This is a genomic window from Arthrobacter sp. StoSoilB13, from assembly GCF_019977255.1.
Classification (GTDB): domain Bacteria; phylum Actinomycetota; class Actinomycetes; order Actinomycetales; family Micrococcaceae; genus Arthrobacter.
This window is the reverse complement of sequence record NZ_AP024647.1, coordinates 2,244,178-2,265,191: the sequence shown is the minus strand read 5'-3', so window position 1 is coordinate 2,265,191 and position 21,014 is coordinate 2,244,178. Positions and strand designations below refer to the sequence as shown.

General features: G+C 62.8%; 18 protein-coding genes and 1 pseudogene. 6 read left to right on the top strand and 13 right to left on the bottom strand.

Annotated elements, in window-relative coordinates; genetic code table 11:
• Position 1 precedes the first annotated feature (1 nt).
• Both LDP01_RS10530 and LDP01_RS10525 read right to left on the bottom strand, forming a co-directional pair.
• Entirely contained in the window at positions 2–529 is a 528-nt protein-coding gene (locus LDP01_RS10530) for a GAF domain-containing protein (protein WP_224088926.1), read from the bottom strand.
• Between the two features lie 2 nt (positions 530–531).
• Entirely contained in the window at positions 532–1,920 is a 1,389-nt protein-coding gene (locus LDP01_RS10525) for an MFS transporter (protein ID WP_224088924.1), read from the bottom strand.
• 107 nt (positions 1,921–2,027) lie between these two features.
• Here LDP01_RS10525 and LDP01_RS10520 point away from each other — a divergent pair, with 107 nt between their 5' ends.
• Positions 2,028–2,906 (top strand): MurR/RpiR family transcriptional regulator, encoded by an 879-nt coding sequence (locus LDP01_RS10520; RefSeq protein WP_224088923.1) that lies wholly within the window; start codon positions 2,028–2,030, stop codon positions 2,904–2,906.
• Between the two features lie 38 nt (positions 2,907–2,944).
• Here LDP01_RS10520 and LDP01_RS10515 read toward each other — a convergent pair whose 3' ends face one another.
• Positions 2,945–5,266: an exo-rhamnogalacturonan lyase family protein gene (locus LDP01_RS10515; RefSeq protein ID WP_263433696.1), complete on the bottom strand. Its 2,322-nt coding sequence runs from the start codon at positions 5,264–5,266 to the stop codon at positions 2,945–2,947.
• 28 nt (positions 5,267–5,294) lie between these two features.
• Positions 5,295–5,606 (bottom strand): RIFT barrel domain-containing protein, encoded by a 312-nt coding sequence (locus tag LDP01_RS23410; protein ID WP_263433695.1) that lies wholly within the window; start codon positions 5,604–5,606, stop codon positions 5,295–5,297.
• Between the two features lie 148 nt (positions 5,607–5,754).
• On the opposite strand from LDP01_RS23410, the gene LDP01_RS10510 reads away from it, so the two are divergent.
• The 3 genes from LDP01_RS10510 (at position 5,755) to LDP01_RS10500 (ending at position 7,294) form a co-directional block, all read left to right on the top strand.
• Positions 5,755–6,102: an ArsR/SmtB family transcription factor gene (locus LDP01_RS10510; RefSeq protein WP_224091163.1), complete on the top strand. Its 348-nt coding sequence runs from the start codon at positions 5,755–5,757 to the stop codon at positions 6,100–6,102.
• A gap of 13 nt (positions 6,103–6,115) precedes the next feature.
• Positions 6,116–6,613 (top strand): SRPBCC family protein, encoded by a 498-nt coding sequence (locus tag LDP01_RS10505; RefSeq protein WP_224088922.1) that lies wholly within the window; start codon positions 6,116–6,118, stop codon positions 6,611–6,613.
• Between the two features lie 102 nt (positions 6,614–6,715).
• Positions 6,716–7,294 carry an adenylate kinase gene (locus LDP01_RS10500; RefSeq protein WP_224088921.1) on the top strand — a complete coding sequence of 193 codons (579 nt, stop codon included), beginning with the start codon at positions 6,716–6,718 and terminating at the stop codon, positions 7,292–7,294.
• Here LDP01_RS10500 and LDP01_RS10495 read toward each other — a convergent pair.
• The 3 genes from LDP01_RS10495 to LDP01_RS10485 are packed head-to-tail and all read right to left on the bottom strand — an operon-like array spanning position 7,291 to position 10,465.
• The gene (locus LDP01_RS10495) at positions 7,291–7,998 is read right to left on the bottom strand and encodes a glycosyltransferase family 2 protein (protein ID WP_224091161.1); all 708 of its coding nucleotides are present in this window, start codon (positions 7,996–7,998) and stop codon (positions 7,291–7,293) included. The two genes, LDP01_RS10500 and LDP01_RS10495, sit on opposite strands and share 4 nt — an antisense overlap.
• Before the next feature lie 41 nt (positions 7,999–8,039).
• The gene (locus tag LDP01_RS10490; RefSeq protein WP_224088920.1) at positions 8,040–9,398 is read right to left on the bottom strand and encodes a PIG-L family deacetylase; all 1,359 of its coding nucleotides are present in this window, start codon (positions 9,396–9,398) and stop codon (positions 8,040–8,042) included.
• On the bottom strand, positions 9,392–10,465 hold the full coding sequence (locus LDP01_RS10485) for an acyl-CoA dehydrogenase family protein (RefSeq protein ID WP_224088919.1): 1,074 nt from the start codon (positions 10,463–10,465) through the stop codon (positions 9,392–9,394). The genes LDP01_RS10490 and LDP01_RS10485 overlap by 7 nt, the downstream gene beginning before the upstream one ends.
• A 301-nt stretch (positions 10,466–10,766) precedes the next feature.
• Here LDP01_RS10485 and LDP01_RS10480 point away from each other — a divergent pair, with 301 nt between their 5' ends.
• A complete protein-coding gene (locus tag LDP01_RS10480) occupies positions 10,767–13,088 on the top strand; it encodes a SulP family inorganic anion transporter (protein ID WP_224088918.1) in 2,322 nt (773 codons plus the stop codon).
• Between the two features lie 144 nt (positions 13,089–13,232).
• Here the strand turns inward: LDP01_RS10480 and LDP01_RS10475 are convergent, their stop codons facing one another.
• A complete protein-coding gene (locus LDP01_RS10475) occupies positions 13,233–13,583 on the bottom strand; it encodes a VOC family protein (protein WP_224088917.1) in 351 nt (116 codons plus the stop codon).
• Between the two features lie 137 nt (positions 13,584–13,720).
• Here LDP01_RS10475 and LDP01_RS10470 point away from each other — a divergent pair, with 137 nt between their 5' ends.
• Positions 13,721–14,317 (top strand): DnaJ family domain-containing protein, encoded by a 597-nt coding sequence (locus tag LDP01_RS10470; RefSeq protein WP_224088916.1) that lies wholly within the window; start codon positions 13,721–13,723, stop codon positions 14,315–14,317.
• 32 nt (positions 14,318–14,349) lie between these two features.
• Here the strand turns inward: LDP01_RS10470 and LDP01_RS10465 are convergent, their stop codons facing one another.
• The 5 genes and pseudogenes from LDP01_RS10465 to LDP01_RS10445 form a co-directional block, all read right to left on the bottom strand.
• A complete protein-coding gene (locus LDP01_RS10465; RefSeq protein WP_224088915.1) occupies positions 14,350–15,672 on the bottom strand; it encodes an ammonium transporter in 1,323 nt (440 codons plus the stop codon).
• A 189-nt stretch (positions 15,673–15,861) separates the two neighbouring features.
• Positions 15,862–17,118, bottom strand: a complete 1,257-nt coding sequence (locus LDP01_RS10460; RefSeq protein ID WP_527249067.1) for an MFS transporter — start codon at positions 17,116–17,118, stop codon at positions 15,862–15,864.
• A 168-nt stretch (positions 17,119–17,286) separates the two neighbouring features.
• A complete protein-coding gene (locus LDP01_RS10455; protein ID WP_224088911.1) occupies positions 17,287–18,018 on the bottom strand; it encodes a glutamine amidotransferase in 732 nt (243 codons plus the stop codon).
• 98 nt (positions 18,019–18,116) lie between these two features.
• Positions 18,117–20,298 (bottom strand): annotated as a pseudogene (locus LDP01_RS10450) (transglycosylase domain-containing protein).
• Positions 20,299–20,404: 106 nt separating this feature from the next.
• Positions 20,405–20,878, bottom strand: coding sequence for a sensor histidine kinase (locus LDP01_RS10445; protein ID WP_224088909.1), 474 nt, complete (start codon positions 20,876–20,878; stop codon positions 20,405–20,407).
• Between the last annotated feature and the right edge of the window lie 136 nt (positions 20,879–21,014).

Genomic DNA, 21,014 nt, shown 5'->3' with positions numbered 1-21,014 from the left:
GCTAAACAGTGTCCTTCCCGGGGACTTCGGTATCTGCAGTGACTTCGGTGGGTGCGGGGACTTCGGTGGGATGGGCTTCAAAGGCTTGGACGAGTTCGGCCAGATTCGCGTTGACCAGCTCGACGGCGGCTTCCACGCTGTGCTGCGTGTACTTGCCTTCTGCGTCCAGTAGCGCCAGGACACCTACAACGTTGCGTTGCGGGTCGAGGACAGGCACATTGATGACGGCGCCGCAGCCGAGTTGCTGAATGAGCGCAGAGTCCGCGAAGACGTCCCTCAGTGCTGTCAGATCGGGGGCCAGGAACGGCTTCTTGTGCTCAATGACTGTCCCAAGCCAGCCCGGTGAGATTTCGACCGTCTTCTCGCCGCCCACGGGGTACTCGGCCGGGTGGCTGGTGAACAGCCGCCTGAGGCTGGAACGTTGGGGGATCCACTGGAGGGCGGTGAAGAGGATGACGCCGGGGTCCTGCTGCAGGGCGTCGAAAGCGTGTTGGAACGTAGTGTCGGATTTCGTGAAGTTTCCGCTCATTGCTACGCCTTTCCTGCTGGAGCCGGATCATGTTCAGCACGGGCGTTGATGTCCTCCAAGGACTTGCCCGCCGTGGAGGCGCCGAAGATCACCACGCCAAGAACGCCAATGGTCAACACCACCGTGGTCATCGTGAACACCCCACCGAAACCGAGGGCCGCTGAGAAGATGCCTATGATGGATGGTGCGAGGATGCTGCCGATACGACCAACTGCGCTGGCCAGGCCAACACCGGTGGCGCGCATCCACGTGGGGAAGAGCTCCGGAGTGTAGGCGTAAACACCGGCATACGTACCGTTCAGGAAGAAGGACAAAGTTGCGGCGGCTACCAGGATCATGCCGGAATCATTGGATTGGCTCAGCCAGAACGCGCTGAGCGCCGATCCCGCAAGGTACAAGGCAATGGTGTTCTTGCGGTCGATCCGGTCGCACAGCCATGCTGCCGAGAAGTAGCCCGGAATCTGTGCCAGGTAAATGATGATCGAGTATTCAAAGCTCTTGGTTACGGTGATACCCCGGCCAACCAACAGCGTGGGAATCCATGAGAAGAAGCCGTAGTAGGAGAAGGTGATCACGAACCAGATCAGCCAGATAACGGCCGTCCGACGACGCATGGCCTTTGACCACATGAACTTCAGGGCGTTCCAGATGCTGATCTTCTGCTCATGCTTGGCGATCTCCTCTTGGGCTGGAGGCAGCGAAGCGAGGTCTTTGCCGGTGGCTTTGACGACGCTCTGTTCAAAGCGCTCCACCACCTCTGTTGCTTCGGCCACGCGGCCACGGCTGATCAGGAACCGCGGGGATTCAGGCAGGCTACGGCGCCACCAGAGCAGGAGAAGGATGGGTATTGCCGTAACCACTTGGGCCCAGCGCCAGCCGTCCTCACCCATAGGCACGATGAACCGGCCAATCAATGCAGCGCCTACGAAGCCGAAGGAGAAGAAGCCGGCAAGGGTCCCAATGAACCAGCCGCGACGCTTTGGGGGAATGAACTCTGACAGGAACGGCGCGATGATGACGCTTTCTGCGCCCGCCCCCAATCCTGCAAAGATCCGTGCAATCAGGAACACTTCGAAGGTGGGAGCCATGGCCGCAACCACTGACATAACGCAGTAGAAGGCGAGGGCCCACAGCATGACCTTTTTCCGGCCAAATCGGTCGCCCATCCATCCGGAGAGGATCGCGCCGAAGAAGAAGCCCAGCGGGGCAGCTGAACCTACCAGGCCGAGGCTGGCATTGCTGAGGCCCCACAATTCCTGGATTCGAGGGAGCAGGAACGCGACCACTGCGCCGTCCATGCCGTCGAATGAGTAGCCGAGGCCTCCGATGAGGAGAAGCTTGTAGTGTGGTCGACTGAGAGCCAGACGATCCAAGCGTGCGGTGAGAGACATGGTGATTCCTGCCAAAGTGGGCCAAGTTGTACATTTTTAGGAATATGCACAAGTCTGTGCAGATGCGATGTATCGAAGGTACGGCGAAGTGTGAGGTAGGTCAATAGGTGGAAGAAGATTTCGACTCGTCAACGTTGACTGAGTGGCTCGACAGTCGTGTCCAGGGCCGGAAGCTTGCAGCACGCCAAATGCAGGTGGTTGGAATCCTGCGCTCGCAGCCGCGTCTTGCCTCCTACGGGTCTGTGAGTGACATTGCTGCAGCAGCCGCTTCGAACGCCTCCACGGTGACCAGGACCGCTCAAACACTGGGGTTCAAGGGCTGGGCAGACTTCCAATTCGAGCTCAGGTCACGGTTCCTGGCGTCGCTGAGCGCAGTGGAAGTTGCTGCGGAGCATAATGGCCATATCAGTAGTCCTGCACAGGCTGCCGTCTCAACCGATCGCGCGAATTTGGCCCATTTTGAACGAACCTTGGACGCCGACACCATCCACCTGATTGCCAAGGCCATCGCCGGTGCCCGACAAACTTTCATCGTGGCGGCAGGAAGCTACGCCATCCCCGGCAAGGCCTTGGAGCACAACGCAATCATCGCCGGCTACAACGTCAGGCTCCTCGATGCCGACGTCGCTGCACTGACAAATGCCATCGCGCGGCTCGGCGCCGAGGACCTGGTCATCGCCATCAGCCTTTGGCGGGTTTATGACAGCACCATTCGCGCCGTCGATATTGCCCACAACATCGGTGCGCCGGTTGTTTCCATCACTGACAGCGCAGGGTCACCTGTGGCCGTGCACGCCCAGCATCGGATCGTCGTGCCCACCGAAGGCGCCGGTTTCTTCCCGTCCCTTACAGGTGCGGTGGCCGCGGTCCAGGCGATCGCCGTCGAACTTGCCTCCCTGGACCGCGAACGCTCCAACCAGAACATCGCGGCTTCGGAGCGCACCTGGGACCAGATGCGGATCATGCATCCGCGGTCGAGCTCCTAAGGGCCGCGGCGGCAAAGAGGGGCGGGAACCAACAGGACTTACGACGCCGGGTCCTCCTCACCCGGCAGCGCGCCTCCAACAAGGGCCAGGTTTTGGATGACGGCCAGTCCGAACTGGGCGGTGTCATTGGTGGAAACGGTCGGAGCCTCGTCCACGGGCTGGAGGACATGCGGCGGCAGGATCTTTTTCAGCGCGAACGCCTCGGCATGGTTCAAGTTCTCCCCGCCCTGGGCAAAGCTCTCCCACGCCAGCCCGGCCAGGTCCGGGGACCCTAGTCGGGCTGCCGCGTAGGCCGTTAGCCGGCTGTGCGCCTGAGTCAGGTAGATGCCTGCGAGGGGCTGTCCTACTTCGGTGGTCTGCTCCTCCGGCGATGCCAGGAATAGCCGGCAATACTGCATCCATGCTTTCTCGAAGGACGAATCCGGCACGAGGCTGATCAGTTCGCTGCAGATTTCCACTAAACCGAACACGGCGCTCAGGTGCGAGACGCTGATGACCTCGCGTCCGGCGTCGAACCTTCCTTTGTCCAGGTCGTAGAGCGCCTCGCCGGTGAGGAATCCGTACTTGAGGCCGCCGATATCGGCCATGGTTCCCAGGAGGCGGTCGCGTGAACGGGGGTTGCCGGTGCGTTCCCAGTCGGTGAGCCACGTGGCGGCGAGCGAGCCCCAGTCTGTACCCAGCCCGACGCCCAAGGCGCCGCGGTCCGGGCGGTAGGTCTCGGCGTCGGGACGTACTTTGCGGACGGGGTCCAACCCTAGGAAGTTCTGGTCGCTGTCCACCAGTTCGGTGAGGAGATCGCCGGTGCGCTCATCGGCAGTCAGGTAATAGTAGAAGCGTCGGTAGGCCGGGGTGCTGATTCGAAGCTGCTTGGCGCTGCAACCCCAGTGCTGCACGTTGTGCCGCGATCCCAGCCCGCGCCAGGGGCCAAGGTGGTACGCATCCACTTCGCCGGTGTGGCGCGTCATTGCCTCGGCAAAGCGGAAGACGTCGGCCCGGCCCGAGCGCAGGTACATGTACCAGAGCCAGAGATCCGGTGAGAGTTCCGAGTTGTCCCACGCGTAGCCGCCGACGTCGTAGCGCCAGACGTGCCGGTCGGAGTCGTAGGTGTGCATGACGTCGCCGTAGTTCCAGAATCCGTACCAGCGGCGCTGCTCTCTTTGGCCCTGGTAGAAGTCGAACAGGAAATCGAGCTTGTCTTCGAGTGCCGCCCGCGCCGGAGTGCTGCGGTCCACCGGCGCCCAGTCGCCGAAGACGCCCGCGGAGTGCAGGTACTCAGGCGATGGCTGCAATAGCGGGGGAGTGGACGCTGCCCGGGCGTCCATGGCGAGGGATTCGGCGCTGGGCGTGGCGTCGTACGCGAACAGTGTGAGCTCGTGGGTCCGTGCAATTCCCGTGGGATTTCCGAATCCAGGCTCGTAATCCTCGTACGTAATCTCGAGCCCCTCGAGTTGTTCCTCGAAGGTGTCCTGGCCGAGGCCGTCGTGATAGAAGCGCAGGTCCATCGGCTGGGCTTCGGGGGAGTAGAGCCAAGCGGTCAGCGTTGCCTCCCGGGTGGCTGCTCCGCGGATGTCCAGCTGGCCCGGGTGCGACTGCCAGAAGTCCCGAACGCCAACGCCGAAGCCGCCTCGGAGGTCGCTCAGGGAGCAGAATCCTGCCGATCGCGTCCCGCCGGAGATGCCCACCCAACCGTGGCCCGGGGCCGTGCGTTTGCGTAGCTCGAAGCCGTCCGCGCTCAGCTGCGTGAGCGTGTAGTCGTTCCATGTGGGGATGAGATGGAGCCGTTCGGAAACCAGGGGACTCCATTCGTTCAGCGGCGGAGTGGGTTCCCCGGCGACCTGGGCTTGGCGGACTTTCTCACCCGGATCCCTTCTCAGGCCGGTGAGTCCGCGGACCGCCTCCACAAGGAATCCGCCGTCCGCTCCGGCGATCCGGACGTGGCGATCGTGCAAGTCGCTCTCGAGCGGGACGGTGAACCGAACACCAAGTCCGGCGAGGAAGTCCTTGTCAGCCTCGCCGTCCCAGATGAACGAATGCATCATCCGGATGCTCCGCGCGCCAGCATAGAAGTAGAAGCGGACGGTGAATGGAAGCCACTCCCTTTCGCCCAGGTCCGCCCGATGGCGGCCTTCCAGACGCACGACGGCGCGAACGGGACCGCGCTGCTCGACCGTCAGGGACGTGACTTCGCCAGTGAAGCTTTCGCGCGTTGTGCTGCCAGCTCCCTCGGCAACGTCGTTCTGCAGCAGGCTCACGAGCCGTCCGTCCTTCGCCACCACTGAACCACCGCGGGTCAGCGTACTGAACAGGCTCGCTCCAGACCACGGCAGGACCATTTCCAAGGTCCCGGTGGAGACGGTCACGGACTCTTCCCTTTCGGTGACCGTCACTTCAGGCGATCGTTCGACGCCGGCTGCCGGGGCCCCCGTCGTGCGCTTGCTTGTCGCTGGAGGTGACGGAGTATGCGCTCGCCGGGTTGCCCGTCGCGCCCAGGGCGATGCCCGCCCACTTGAGGGAACCATCGGGCCAAGTAGCGAGCGGCCAGGTTTGGGCGTCGACGTGGCATCCGCGGGCATCCACAACGGACAGCTCCGAAACCTGCGTGACGGTGCCGCGGGCAAAGGGCATCCCCCATGTTGTGCCACCGCTCAGGGCAGCGGGCGGTGCGCCATCGAGCCACGTGATGGGAGCGTGTTGGGTCATGTTCGAGTCCACCTAAAGTTTCGGAAAGCGCTTTCTTTGTTACGTTTCAAAAACTTACCTCCGGGTGTCGTCAGCCGCAAGGGGTGACCGCTGGATGATTCCAATGATCCGTTGACAGGCCTGCATGGCGGCGATATCGTACAACCAAATGGTTGTAGATGAGCTTAATTCCGTACCCTCCAGCGATGTGGACCTTGACCAGTTGTTCCACGCGTTGGCAGATGGCACTCGGCGGGACATTGTGGCCAGGGTGACATCCAGAGAGTACTCGGTGTCCGGATTGGCTGGGCTCTACACCATGAGTTTCGCGGCCGTGCAGAAGCATGTCGCGGTCCTGGAACGGGCCTCCCTGGTGACCAAGGAGAAGCGTGGGAGGGAGCAGATCGTGCGGGGGAACCGTGATGGACTGCAAAAAGCCCGGCGTCTGCTGGACCAATACGAAATGATCTGGCGGCGACGTGCCGACCGGATCGCCGAAATTCTCGGTGAAGACTAGGAAGGGATCTGCCATGACCGTGGTCAGCGTGGACAAGAATACGGAGGCCCTAAGCCTCACAGTCGTTGCCGAGTTCGATGCCGGCGTCCAGCGCGTTTGGAAAATCTGGGAGGACCCACGCCAACTTGAACGATGGTGGGGGCCGCCTACCGTCCCAGCCACGTTCGAAACCCACGATTTCACGCCCGGAGGCAAGGCCGCCTATTACATGACGGTGCCCGACGGAACAAAGGCCCACGGCTGGTGGCAGTTCACCACCATCAACGCCCCGGACCACCTCGAATTCGACTACGGATTTGCCGACGATCAGGGCACCCCCATGGGCGAGCATGGAGCCGCGCACGCCACCGTCAAGCTCGAGCCCATTGGCGACCGCACCCGCATGACCATGTCCACGCGCTTTGACTCTGAAGAACAGCTGCAGAAGATGTCGGACATGGGCATGGAGGAAGGCCTGCGGGAGGCCATCGGCCAGGTCGACGCACTGCTCGCCGAGCCAGCCAACGCCTGACGCCAGTAGCGGCCGCCAAGAAAAACCGGCGACGGCGGGAGCGTCGCGCCGTCGTCGGCGTATCGTTTAAGTCCCGGCCGCCTCTTGGAACGGACTTGTGTCATGGCGCGATTGATCATCATGGGCCCTCCAGGTTCCGGCAAAGGCACGCAGGCGGAAGTGATCGCCCGGCATTTCTCGATCCCCGCGATCTCTACTGGAGACCTCTTCCGTGCACATGTTCGGGACAAGACTGAACTCGGCGCAGAAGCGGGTGAGTACATGGACCGGGGCGAATTTGTTCCCGACCACGTCACCACGGCCATGCTCCGCCAGCGCCTGGAGGAAGGTGACACGGGGAACGGGTTCCTCCTTGACGGCTACCCGCGCACTGTCATCCAAATTGGTGCCCTTGATGAGATATTGGCCGCGAGGCATCAGGCGCTCGAAGTGGTTCTTGTGCTGAATGTGGGGGATGCCGAACTCGTTGCCCGCATGCTTCAACGGGCTCAGGAACAGGGCCGCAGCGACGATACTGAACCCGTGATTCAGCGCCGGCTGGAGCTGTACCGGGATGAGACGCAGCCTGTGGTGACTGCGTACACGCAACGCGGAATCCTGTTGATGGTGGACGGCTCCGGCGATCGGGAGTCGATTACGGCGAAGGCCATTGCTGCGGTGGAGAAGGCACTGGCGGTTTAGCGCGCCACGGACGAAAGCCCGGAGCCAAGGGCCCGGAGATAGGCCGCGAATCCTTCGGGTGCCCGGGCATGCAGCCGCCCGGAGGTTGTCACCTTGGTGGTGTCCGTGGCGATGACCGCCAGCCCGAGCCGCCGAAGGCGTTCGACCAGGGCCCGGTCCTCGTGGGACCTTAGCCTCGGAAAGCCGCCCGCGGCCAGGTACGCAGAAGCACGGACGCCAAGGTTTGCCCCGTAAATATGGGGATGGTCTTCCCGGGAGGGGTGCAGTTCCCGCCAGCGTTCGAGGACCGCCTCGTCCATGTCCCGGGAGTCCGGCTCCACGGATCCCAAGATGGCGTCGGCACCGGCGTTGGCAAGTTCCACCTGTCGCACCAGCCAGTGCCCCGGGACGGTGGAGTCGGCGTCGGTGGTGGCCAACCACGTACCTGCGCCTGCGCCTGCGGCGAAGGGCAGGCGTTCCAGGGCGGCACGGATGCCGGCGTCGCGGCTGTCGCCCGTGCTGCGAAATCCGACCTCGACCGGGAGGAAACGGAGATCAGCCGAAGTGTACGCAGCCGTGATGCTGGAGGATCGGTCCGTGCAGGCGTCCAGGACCACAGCGATTGAAACCCCGATTCCGGGGTGCTCGCGCTGCAGGGCATCCGCCGCGGTCTGCAACGCCGCCAATGCTGAGCCGATGTGCCGTTCCTCGTTGTGGGCCGGCATGACCACCGCGACGCTCCGGATTTTTTGCCGGTCCGCAGTGGTCACAGCGTTTCACTCGGGGCAATAAGGATCTCCAGCATGAAGTCCCTTTCCCGGTAGATCCCATGCGCGGGCCACGCAAGATGGCTGCGGGCCATTGCATGAACTGCCTCTGCGTCCAGTTGCCAGCCCGAGATCGGGTGCCGCCAATGGCAAAGAAGCAGGGTGCCGCCGGGTCGGGTGGAAGCTCGAATCCGGTCCAGTAGTTCGCTCAGTTCTTCCGGCGAAAGGTAATAGCCCGTCTCGGACAACACCACCAGGTCGAAGGTCCCTTCCGGCCACTCATCCGGCACAGTGAGGCGGCGGGCTTCGGCCGACGGGTATCCGGAGAGCCGCTGTGTTGCCTGGAGCAATGCCGTGCTGCTGGCGTCCACTCCAAGGAATTGCCGGCAGCGCCGGGCGAGTTCCTCGCTGAGCGTGCCGATGGAACAGCCCACTTCCAGGCCGGAATCATACGACTCCTTGGGCAAGGCCGCCAACGTCAGGGCACGCTTGCGGCGTTCGTACCAGCTGGAGGAGTAGTCCCACGGGTCCTTTTCACGGGAGTGGACCTCGTCGAAGATCCGCTCGGCGTCTGCTGCTGTGTTGCTCCCCGCCGTGAATGGGTGCCAGGCGAAGGTCTCGAAGTGGCGGGAAAAGTGCTCCAGGAAAGTCCCGGACAGCAGCGTCTCATCACCCGGCTGCTCGGACAATGGTTCCACTTGCGAGGCATGGGCGCCCATCGCGTCGTTCTTGGCGTCCCGCTCCGCCGCTGTTAACGGGACCCGTACCCATGACTGCCAAGCGGCATCGCCGGGTCCTGCCCAGAGCCAATACCAAATGGGGTACTCCAGCAGGCCATGGCCTCCGGCGGCGGCAACCCTGGCTGCGATCGAGCCCAAGGTGTCGTGGTCTGTGTGCCCGTCCGACCGGTACGGCGCCACGATCACCACGTTGTCCGCCGGATGGCCTGACGCTGCTCCGCGAACCGCCTCTTCGATTCGATCTTCATGGGCTGCCAGCCGCCCGTCCGGCAGCTCCAGGAATTGCCACGCCGCGCTGGGAGCCAGCCCGGACACAGCCGTGTCGAACTCAATGAGCCTGATAGCGGCAAGCTGTTCCGACGTCGTGGTTTGCGACTCCGGGTGCGACGCTTCGCCGGCAGTGCAGAGCAGGAGCTTCACGGTGGCCCCGCTGTGGTGGAGCTTGGCCAGGAGGCCGCCCGCGCCGAGTGTTTCGTCGTCCGGGTGCGCGGCGAGCACCACAAAGGCCATGCTTGTGAGTTCGCTTGCGTCCAGCGGCAACTCCGGCAAGGCAGCGACGCCGCTGGCCGCCCATTCCGCCTCGGTTGTTCCCGTGTCTGCGTGCGAGAAGCTCACCATCCGGCGTCCCCATCCAGAGTCAGGGCGCCCAACTGCGCGTCGTCTCTCAGGGCGTGGTGCTGGCGAATGTATAAGGACAGGTCCGCCATTCGTTTTCCGTACGCCTCGTTGAAAGCCAGCGGGCCCGGTCCGAGGTTCTGGCTCACAACCGTTTGGACACGTTCGACGGCGGCGGCAACAGTCCCGCGGACGCGCAAGGCTTCGCTCCAGGCGCTGGAGCCGTCTCCACCTGAATCGGCCAGACCGCCGGCGTCGATCCGTTCGGCTGTTGCGGCCAGGTATCCGCCGACGGAGGTGAGGATCCGGTCCACCTCGCCCAGGGAAGCGAGGGCGATCTGGTCCGGGTTCCGGCCGTTTCCTACGCCCGCAGCCAGGGCTGCCCTGAAGTCACGGGCCATTGCCACGGCTCCGCCGAACCAGCACGAGGCCACTCCCATGCCACCCCACGCGAAGCCGGGACGTTTGAAATACCAGTCCTCGTCGCCCACCGGTGCTGCCTTCACATGCTCTAAGTGGACGGTACCGCTGGGGATTTCCTGCAGGCCCCGGCTGGTCCACTTCGGGGTTTCGCACGATACTCCAGGGTCCTTCAGGCTGACGGCGAAGGCCGTCCTGCCGTTGCCCTCCGTGTGGGCTGTGATGATGGCATTGTCCAGCTGGGCGGCCAGCGAGCACCATGGTTTGGCGCCGTTGAGTACGTAGTTTCCGGCAGGGTCGGTCTTGGCCTCGAGTTTCATGCCGGGAACTTCGGCCGCGAAGACTCCCCACGGGCCAGTCGCGATTGCTTCGGAACCGGACTGGGCCAGGATCGCGAGGGCGTCCAGGTGGGGTTCAAGGACGCGTCCGGCGGCCACGTCCACGGCCGTGACGGACGCCAGGAGTTCCCAGAGCTTGGCTGTGTTGCCCTCGCCAGGCTTCGGAACAGTGTGTCCTATCTCCCCGGCAATGGCCAACAGTTCAGGGATGTTACCCACGGCCGCCCGGATTTGTTCGAGTACGGGTTCGAGGGCTTGAAGTTGAACGGACTCGGAACTGATGCGTACGGGTTGGGCTTCGGGGTCGCTCATGGACTCAAGCCTAAACTAAGGAGCCTTAGTTTATGGGCTGCGAGAAGCAAGAACGACGGCGGAGGGGCATCACTGCCGACTTCCCAGGTGTCGAGCCATTTATTGCATCGCGCCGAGGTGGGACGGAGGTGAGCATTGCGCTGGGTTTCCAACGAGTTCCGCCCGCGGAAAAGTTCCCCTTTGTCGCCACATGACGCAGCCTTTTCACAAGTTTTGTCACAAGAATCACATCATCTTGTCATTTAACATGACAGGATTCCTACGCTGGAGGAGTCAATGTTCCCGAGCCTTAGGAATTCCAGTGCCACAGCCGAACGACTCCGCTTCCATATCAACCGACTCCCACAGTCCGCCCGGCAAGAATCCGCCCGGCAAGAACCCGTCCGGCAGCCCGCGCAAAGCCCAAAGTTTCCTCAGCAACCTCGGCGCCGACCTCCCCGCGTCCTTGGTGGTTTTCCTCGTTGCCCTTCCGCTGTCCCTCGGCATCGCGGCGGCCTCCGGAGCACCTGTCATGGCCGGGCTCATCGCAGCTGCCATCGGAGGAATCGTCGCGGGCAGCCTGGGCGGCTCTCCACTCCAGGTGAGCGGTCCCGCCGCGGGCCTGACCGTCGTCGTTGCCGGCCTGGTTGACGAGTTCGGCTGGCAGGTGACGTGTGCGATTACGGCTGCCGCCGGCGTCGTGCAGTTGCTGCTGGGTGTCAGCCGCGTAGGCCGGGCCGCACTGGCAGTGTCGCCGGTGGTGGTCAAAGCCATGCTCGCTGGCATCGGCATCACGATCATCCTGCAGCAGTTGCATGTGCTGCTCGGCGGCCAGGCCGCTGGGTCCGCCGTCGAAAACCTGACCGCACTTCCAGCGGCCATCACCAATGTCGAGTTGCATTCGGCGCTGCTGGGACTGGCCGTCGTCGCGATTCTTCTGGCGTGGAAATACCTGCCCACTGCGGTGCGGAAGATTCCCGGGCCGCTTGCCGCCGTCGTCGCTGTTACCGCTTTGTCTGCAGCAGTTGCGCCCAGCGTCGAGCGCATCAGCTTCAGCGGTTCCCTGTTCGACGCCGTCGCCCTTCCCAGTTTGCCGGACGGTAACTGGCGTGGTGCGGTCATGGCGGTCATCACGGTAGCCCTGATCGCAAGCATCGAATCGCTGCTTTCCGCGGTGGCGGTGGACAAGATGCATGCAGGCACGCGCACCAACCTCAACCGGGAACTCGTCGGACAAGGCTCGGCAAACATGGTCTCCGGTATGCTCGGCGGCCTCCCGGTGACGGGCGTGATCGTCCGCAGCGCCACCAACGTTGAAGCCGGCGCCGCGAGCCGCGCGTCCGCCATCCTGCACGGCGTGTGGGTCCTGGTGTTCTCTGCACTGTTCGCCGGTCTCATCCAGCTGATTCCGTTGTCCGTGCTCGCAGGCCTGTTGCTCGTCATCGGCGCCAAGCTCATCAAGGTTGCCGACATCAAAACCAGCCTGCGCACCGGCGACCTCCTGGTCTACGTGGTCACGCTGGCATGCGTTGTTGTCCTGAACTTGCTCGAGGGCGTCATTATCGGCCTGGCACTCGCGGCCCTCTGCGTGTTGTGGCGGGTACTCCGTGCCCAGATCCATGCCCATGCTCCCGCCGGGGAGCAGCTGCCGTGGCGGGTCACGGTCGCCGGGTCCTGCAGCTTCTTCGCCCTGCCCCGACTGAACCGCGTGCTTCACTCCGTGCCCGAAGGACAGGACGCAGTGGTTGAACTCAACGCCGATTACCTTGATCACGCCTTCCGCGAGGCTCTGGTCGCCTGGCAGACGCAGCACCGCTCCAGCGGCGCCTCGGTGATGCTGGAGGAACACGGAACCACCGCTTTTACCGACGCCGCGGACAGCACTCCCCAGCGTCAGGATCCACGCGAATTCCCGCTGCCACCCAGGACTTCCTGGCAGTCGTCGCCGCTGGATGGTACCCACCAGGAAGCGCACGACGACGGCGGGCAGCTTCCGTTGCGGTCGATCCTCCTTGGCATCGACAAATACCATCGACGCTACGCAGACAAGGTTCGCCCGCTGGTGCAGGACCTGACCGAGGGGCAGAACCCGGACACCTTGTTTGTTGCCTGCGTCGACTCCCGCGTCAATCCGAACCTGATCACCAGCAGCGGCCCCGGCGACCTTCTGACACTGCGGAACATCGGCAACGTAGTGTGCCGTGATGGCCGGGATGCCTCGATCGATTCTGCCCTGGCATTCGCGGTCAAGGGCTTGTCCGTGGACTCGATCGTGATCTGCGGCCACTCCAATTGCGGCGCGATGAAGGCCGTTATCGCCGACGCCGAGGGTGCGGCCGCAGCTTTGGGTGGGGGCTTCGATGCCTGGCTGGAGCACGCCCGGCCGAGCTACCGCGCGCTGTTGGACGGTCATCCTGTGGCCCTTGCTGCCGAAGCTGAGGGCTACAGCCGCCTGGACCAGCTCAGCATGGTGAACGTAGCTGTCCAGCTCCAGAAGCTCGAAGAGCACCAGGTCACTGGGCCAGCCCTGGCATCTGGACGAGTGCAGGCCACGGGTTTGTTCTACGACATTTGCACGGCCCGCGTGGTCCTTGTGACTCCCCAGGGCATCGAGCAACTGGATCCGAGCATGGCCGTTCACTAGCCTGCCAGCGGCTTGCGTTGCTTCACGACCTGCTTTGAGCTGACGCTGGCCCCGACACGCCGTTAACTGCGGCGTGTCGGGGCCGCCAGGCTGTCAAAGGGCTTCGTGAAGCAACAGGCTGCGGCGTTCGTGGAACCAGGAAGCCTAGCGGTCCGTGAGCAGCAGGACGTTCCCGTCGAGGTCCCGGACGGTGAAGAACAAGCACACGTCCGGATCGCCCTCCACCACCGACACGCCATGTCCGTTCCTGAGCAAACGATCCCGCATGCCCGTGAGGTCCCCCACCAGGAAACCGCACGTCGCCCAAGCCAGCCCGGGCTCAGCCGCGATCCCGCTGAGGGGACCCATCAGCGTAACTGTGGCACCGCCGTCGCCCGTTAGAACTGCCGACCACTCCGAAACGGTGACAACCCGAAGCAACAGGTGTTCCGAATACCACCTGGCTGCCCGGCCCGGATCCGAGACGGGAATGAATGCATTGGAAACAGTAGTCACGCGCGGCCCTTCCTGTGGGGACATTTGGATTGAGAGTAGCCCCCAGCCCTCCCCGTGGCCCAACAAAGTGCGGAATACTGGAGCCGGAACCACGATTTCCGGCAGGAGAGAACTGCCGTGCGAGGAGGTGGCGAAACGTGAGCGCCGGGAACAACGCCTTCAGACGGAAGCTCGAACGGGGCGCGGAACTGCGGGCCGTCCGATCGTGGGGCGGCAATGCCGAGGAAGATGCAGAGCTTGAGGCGGCAGAGGCGGAAGAGCGGGAGAAACGCCGCAAGGTGGACGACGCCGCGCGGGTCGAATATTTGATCCGGGATGCAATGAACCAGGGCAAATTCGACAACCTCAAATACGCCGGCAAGCCGATCCCGGGCCTGGGGGAGCACTATGACCCGGACTGGTGGGTCAAAGGTCTGATCCAGCGCGAGCAACTCAGCGGGATCGGCCCGCCAGCCATTCTCCTACGGCTCGAGGACGCTGAACTCGACGCGAAGCTGGATCAGCAGTACACGGAGAAACAGGTCCGCGACATTCTTGAGGACTTCAACAAGCGGGTCATTGAAGCTCGTCGACAGCTCCAGGGTGGGCCGCCAGTGATCACCAGGCTGAGGGATGTTGACGCCGAGCTGGAACGCTGGCGCGGACGACGTGCCGCGGCGGCGCCGCCCGAGCCGGAGCCCGTGGAACCAATCAAACGTACTTGGTGGCAGCGGCTCTGGAACGGCTTCGGCTGATACGAAATCCGGACCCAGCGACGGGGATGCGGCTAGGCGAAGCTGTCTTCCTTTGCCTGCTCCGACTCCTTGCGTCCACCCTTGATCAGCGACGACAAGTGCGCCTGCTGCTGGCGGAAATGGCCGTGGGCCGTGAGGCCAAACTCGTAGGCAGACTCTGCATGCTGGGTGAGGTCCACGCCGGTTACTTCATGTTCGTGGGCCACGCGGAAGCCGATTGTCTTGTCAATAGCGCGGCCGATCAGGAGGGTGCCCAGGCCAGAGAGGGCGATAGTGAGCAGCACGGCAACTGTTTGTGCCACGAGCTGCTGAACGCCGCCGCCGTAAAGGAGGCCACCGGCCACGCCCTCCGTGGGGAAGGCAACGAATCCAAGGGAAAGCGTGCCGATCACGCCGGCGCCGAAGTGCACGCCCACGACGTCAAGGGAATCGTCGAAACCGAACTTGTACTTCAGGTCTACGAACACTGCACAGGCAGCACCGGCAACGAGTCCCAGGCCAAGGGCCGCGAGCGGGGTGATGTTGGCGCAGGAAGGGGTGATGGCCACCAGGCCGGCGACAACGCCGGAGGCTGCACCCAACGATGTCGGGTGTCCGTGGCGGATCTTCTCCGTGACCAACCAGCTCAGCATCGCAGCGGCAGGGGCCACCAGGGTGTTGACCCAGATCAGACCTGCCTGCTCAACCGTGGTTGCAGCTCCGCCATTGAAGCCAAACCACCCGAACCAGAGGATTGCTGCGCCGATCATGATGAACGGGACGTTGTGTGGGCGGTGGTTGGGGTCCTTGGCGAATCCGTGACGCTTTCCCACGATCAATGCGAGGACGAAAGCGGCCGTACCTGAACTGACCTCAACTACGGCACCGCCGGCGAAGTCGATCACCTGGCCGAAGATCTGCGTGACGGCTCCGCCGGCGCTCATCAAGCCACCGCCCCAGACCATGTAAGCCAGCGGGCAGTAGACCACGGTGACCCAGATGGGGACGAAGAGCGCCCATGCGCCGAACTTGGCGCGGTCGGCGATTGCGCCGCTGATGAGCGCCACAGTGATGATGGCGAACGTAGCCGCGAAGACTACCTTGAGGAGGTCAGGCGAACCCATGAGGTCCTGGAGGCCGAAGTGTGCAAAGGGGTTGCCGAACAGGCCCAGGAAGCCGTCGCCGGTGGTCATCGAGTATCCCCACAGGACCCACACCACGCCAACAATGCCCGCAGAGATGAAGCTCATCATGATCATGTTGAGCGCTGCTTTGGCGCGGGTCATGCCGCCGTAGAAAAGGCCAAGGCCCGGAGTCATGAAAAGCACCATTGCCGATGACAACATCAGCCAGACGTGTTGCGCAGAGATCTCCACTGCGTTCCCTTCTGATCAAGCCTGAACGGGCCCGTTGTTGCACGGCCCTCACTACCCCCCGATCAATATTCGGTGAGCTATGTTTCCGACTCAGAAGAGCTAAGTTGCAGGGAAGTTACAGAAACCCCACGTTCGTGAAGATCAGGTGACTGGCATGTTTCAGGGATGTTACCGGCGCTTCCCGCGCGGTCATTTTTCGCGAGGCCCTGTTTCGCGCGGCGTTGTTTCGCGCGGCCCTGCCGGGTATCCGCCACGCCTGCTGAAGATGATGATCCCCAAGGCAATCGCCGTGGGCAGCGCCGCGGCCAGCGGCACCAGCTGAGCCCCAACAGTGGTCAGCGCCAAAGCACCGTAACCGGCACCGACGGCAATCCCCAGCTGGATGGTCACTACTGTGAGGCCGTTGGCCGCATCCTTGTGCTCCCCGCCGGCGCGAAGGATCGCCGCCTGGTTGTAGATGCCGATCGCTCCGAAGGAAACACCCCAGGCGACCATCAGCGCGAAAACCCCCACCCATGTGCCGCCCAGAACCGGAAGCAGCGCGAAGGCAAGCAAAAGAAGCCCGACGGCGGTAATCACCGAACGCCGGGGACGGGAATCGGCGGTCAGGCCGGCAATCCAGATCCCGACCAAGCCCGAGATTCCCACCACGGACAGGGAAATGCCAGTGAGGGCTTCGGGCAATCCGGAGGCGAGCAGGAAAGGGGCAACATATGTAAAGAGTGTGAAGTGTGCCAGCAGCAAGAGTGGCCAAGCGGTGGCCACGGCGATCACGCCCGGTAGCTTGAGCGCCGCCCGGATCGACGGCGTCTTGTGGGTACCCGGATCATGCGCAGCAGGCAGGAGCCAGAACGCCAAAACTGCCAACAGGACGCCAACCCCGGCCAGGACCACGAAGGAAACCCGCCATGTCATGAGCGTGCCCATCAGTGTGCCTATCGGAGCCCCGACTGCCAACGCGATGCTGGTTCCGCTGAAGACGACGGCCATGGACTTGCCCACCGAGTGGGCAGGAACGATGCGCGCCACGTACGGCGCCATGCTCGACCACAACATGCCATGGGCAATACCGCCCAACAGCCTTGCAACGATGGCCACTTCAAGATTTGGGCTCAATGCCAGCAAGACGTTGCTAAGTGCAAAGGCAAGTACGGTCCCGATCAACAGGGTCTTTCGTGGGACCCGCCCGCCCAGGAGTCGGGACAAGGGAAGGGCGGTGAAGACGATGATTGCTGCATATGCTGCGGTCAGGGAACCTACAGCCGATTCCTCCACACCCAGATCCCGGCTGATCTGGGGAAGCAGCCCGGACGGAAGCAGCTCTGTTGTGACAGCCGTAAAGCCCGCGGCAGCAAGCACCAAAAGGCCGCCCCAAGGGATCTTGCCCGCTGCCCGGGTTTTCGCTGGGCTTGGCTTGGACTTTCCTTCATCGGGTGTCGCGTGCATCTGGGTTTCGACCGCCAAAGGGTCCTGCTTCAAAGATTGCTCCTCATGGATGAATCACGTTTGTGGGCATGTGCGTGAGTATCCCCAACGCTACCCAGCCAGCGGCGCGTGAGGGAGGCTCTGACAGAAACCCCTTTCTTGGGGTGCAGAGCAGGCCCCGCAAGATCCCTAGCGAGCGTAGAGTTCCGTGAAATTCCTCAAGACCCGCATCGGTTCCGTCACCGAGGCTTGCTTGGCGGTTTCGATGAGTTCATCGGCAGCGTCCGGCGGGAAATAGCCCGCGTTCTTGTAGATGTTGATCCTGGTGATCAGGCCGTCGACATCCAGTTCGGGGTGGAATTGCGTGGCATAGAGATTCTTCTTGATGCGGAACATGTGCACCGGGCAGGCTGCGGAACTAGCGAGCAACACGGCGTTTCCCGGCAGCTTGCTGCAGGCTTCCTTATGCCCGACGAATGCTTCGAAGGTGTGGGGCAGGCCTTTGAGCAGGGGATCGCGCTCCCCGTCCGCGGTCAATTTAATCTCCGTGGCACCCACCGGTTCACCGTAGCGACGATCAATGATGGCTCCCTGATGAACACCCAGGGTTCCAACTCCGTAGCAGGCACCCAAGAAGGGGAAGTCCTCGGCCACGATGCGATCAAGGAGGGCTGAGAGTTCAGCTTCGACGCGAAGCTGGGCCGGGCTCTTCTCCTCCACAGGGTCGCTGGAGGTGTAGGGGCTGCCGCCCACAATCACACCGGAGTAATCGGCCAAGTCAATGGCCGGCAATGGTCCTGACTCGAGCCTGATGCGGACCAATTCCTCAGTCTGGAGCCCGCAGTACCGGAGGTAAGCCTGGTACTCGTCATCCGCTGCCGCGTCTTCGGCGCGCGTGGCCAACAAAAGGAAGGGCTTCACAGGCCAAGTCTGCGGGAGGAACGACTGGCTTTCAAAGTCTTTCTGCCGGCTGGGCCGCGGAAATGGCGCGCAGACCGGGCCCCGTAACGCAGACCCACTCAGCGAGGTGCGGCCGGTGACGTGCCCGGACCAGGGGAAGGCGGGGGAGCCGGAGGGTTGAACGCACCGCTCGGGTAGAGGGCTGTGGCCTGCATCATGTAGTTGGCCCACTGCGGGCCGGCGATCATGTAGCCGTCCAATGACTTGTAGAACTTGCCGTTGATGGTGACGTTCTGTCCCGCGCGCTGTTGTCCCGCCGTCGTATCCCCAAAGAATGAGGCCGTGGCGAGCCGTGTGGTGAAGCCAGCCACCCAGGTTGCGCCGTTGTTGTTGGAGGTACCGGTCTTGGCCGCGACGGGGACCTGGTTCTGGACTTTGGGTTCGATGTAGACGCCGGAACCGAGCTTGAGCACGTCCTGCAGCACCGCTGTAACTCCCCGGGCCACAGCAGGTTTCACCGTCTCCTTGCATTCAGGGGTTTGCGCCGGGTATTTCCTGCCTTGTGTGTCGCTGATGTCGGTGATGGCGATTGGTTTGCAGTAGGTGCCGTCGTTGGCGAATGTTGCGTAGGCGCTCGCCAGGACAACGGGAGCGACGCCGATGGAGCCGAGGAGGTTGCCGATCTGGTGCATGTTGATCTGTGCGTTGTCCAAGCCGCTGTGCAAACCAACCGCGTCCACCATTTTTTGGATGCCGCAGAAATCCAACTGGGCCGCCGTGGCGAACGTGGCGGTGTTAATGGAGTTGTACAGGCCGTAGTTGATGGGCATGGGGCGGTAGTAGCCCTCGTCGTTGTTCTGCAGGTCATCATCCGCGCCGAGGTTTTGGGCCTTCTGCGCAGTGCTGTATCCACCCAGCACCTTGCCGCAACTGGACCGCCAGGGGAAGCCAACCGGGTAGACCCGGCGGGAAGCATCCACCACGGCAGTGGGCGACTTGCCCTCGTTGAGCCACTCCGCGAAAATGAACGGCTTCATGGTGGAGCCGGGTTGGAAGCCACCGGCACCGTTGAGGTCGTTACCGTTTTCGTCCTTCGCGTCCACGTTGAAGTTCAACTGGGTATCGAATTTCCCGTCCTGCGGAACGAACACCGTGTTTTGTGCCATGGACAGTATCTTTCCCGTGCCTGGTTGCACGGTGGTCATCGAAGCGCCCCACTTGTCCGGGTTCGCGCCTGCAGAGGCGTCCACTTGTACTTGTGCCGCCGCCTGCAACCGGCTGTCCAACGTGGTGGTGATGGTGAGCCCGCCCCGGTAGAGGAGTCGTTCGCGGTCCTCCACGGTTGCGCCGTAGGCCTCATTGTTGAGGATCAGGTGGGACACGTAATCGCAGAAGTAGATGGCAATGGTGGCGCCCGCGCAGCCCTGGAGGGAAGGAGTGATTTTCAGCTCAACGGGGCCGGCGACTGCCGCGTCATGATCTACTTGCGTGATCTTGCCTTGTTCCAACATCCTGTCCAGCACCAGGTTTCGGCGGGCGAACGCTGATTCCGGGGCGGTTGTTGGGTCATAGACGCTGGGTCCGTTCACCAGGCCGGCCAAGAGCGCGGCCTGTGGCAATGTGAGGTCTTTTGCTGATGTGCTGAAGAAGTAGCGTGAAGCAGCTTCGATGCCATACGCGTTCCGGTTGAAGAACACGATGTTCAGGTACCCCTCAAGGATTTGGTCTTTGCTGAAGCGTTTCTCAAGCTCCAACGCCAGCTTGATCTCGCGCAGCTTGTCACCCATGGTCTTGTCCCCGCTGAGCACCACGTCCTCGGGCCGGCCCCTGCGAGAGGCGGGACTCGTTCAGCACGTTGGTGACGTATTGCTGGGTCAGGGTGGACGCGCCCTGCCGGGTTCCCTTGGTCACGTTGGATGTCAGGGCGCGGATGATCCCTTGCGCATCTACTCCGGGATGTTCGTAAAAACGGCTGTCTTCGATGGCCACGATTGCTTGGCGGATGAAGGGTGACATCTGATCCAGAGGTACCTTCACCCGGTTCTCGGCATAAAACGTGGCGATGTGCTGGCCATCCGCACTAAGCACGGTGCTGGAAAGGGACGGCGAATCAACGTCCAGTTGGCTGGGAAGGCTTTCGTAAAAGCCGATGGAACCGCCCATGGTGGTACTCGTGAACTGAACCACCGGCACCATGAAGCCGCAGATCAGCACCCCGCAGAGGGCGCTCACGAAGAAAAACCCGAAGATCCTCAGAAGGACCTTGCCAAGACCTAACCGTGGACCCTTGTTCCGCGCCATTTCGTGCCATTCCGTCGAGATGTCAGGCTGAAAAGTAGCTACAGAATACGTCTGCGGACGCCGTCAATCCATGGCTCCGGGGCCACAAAAAGGTCCCAAATTGGACTCAATCCAGTGGCAGTGTGACCCTCACGGTGGTGCCCCGCCCAACCCCGGAGTCGATCTCGACTGACCCTCCGGCGTCGTGTACGGCAATGGACATGAGCAGCAGGCCGAAGCCGTGGCGGCGGCCGCTGGGGGCGGCGTGGATTTCGAAGCCTTTGCCGTTGTCCATGATCGTCAGTTGGATTCCGTGGTAGACGGCGTTGAGGCGGATGGTCAGTTCGCTGGCGTCGGCGTAGTTCAGCGTGTTGCTGAAAGTCTCCTGGGCTACGTGGTACAGCAGCGCGGCGGATGCGGACGAGATCTCGATGCCGTGGTGGGGTGTGTGCCAATGGACGGTCACTCCGGAGCGTCGAAGCGGCGCAGCAAGCCTGTCGATGCATCCTGCGACACCAAGTGCGTGGAAATCCACGGGGTGCTGGTCCTGGATGATGCCCTTGACGGCGATCACCTCGGTTAGCGCTGCTGACTGTTCCATTGGTTCCCCCACATCATTGTGATTCTTGCTGGTTGTTCGTTGCCGAAACCCTGATGGATTGATGGAACGAGGGCTTCGTCTGCTTCCAGCGTGGCGCGCCAAAATCAAGGACTCTGTTTGTTTGGCTCAATTTCCC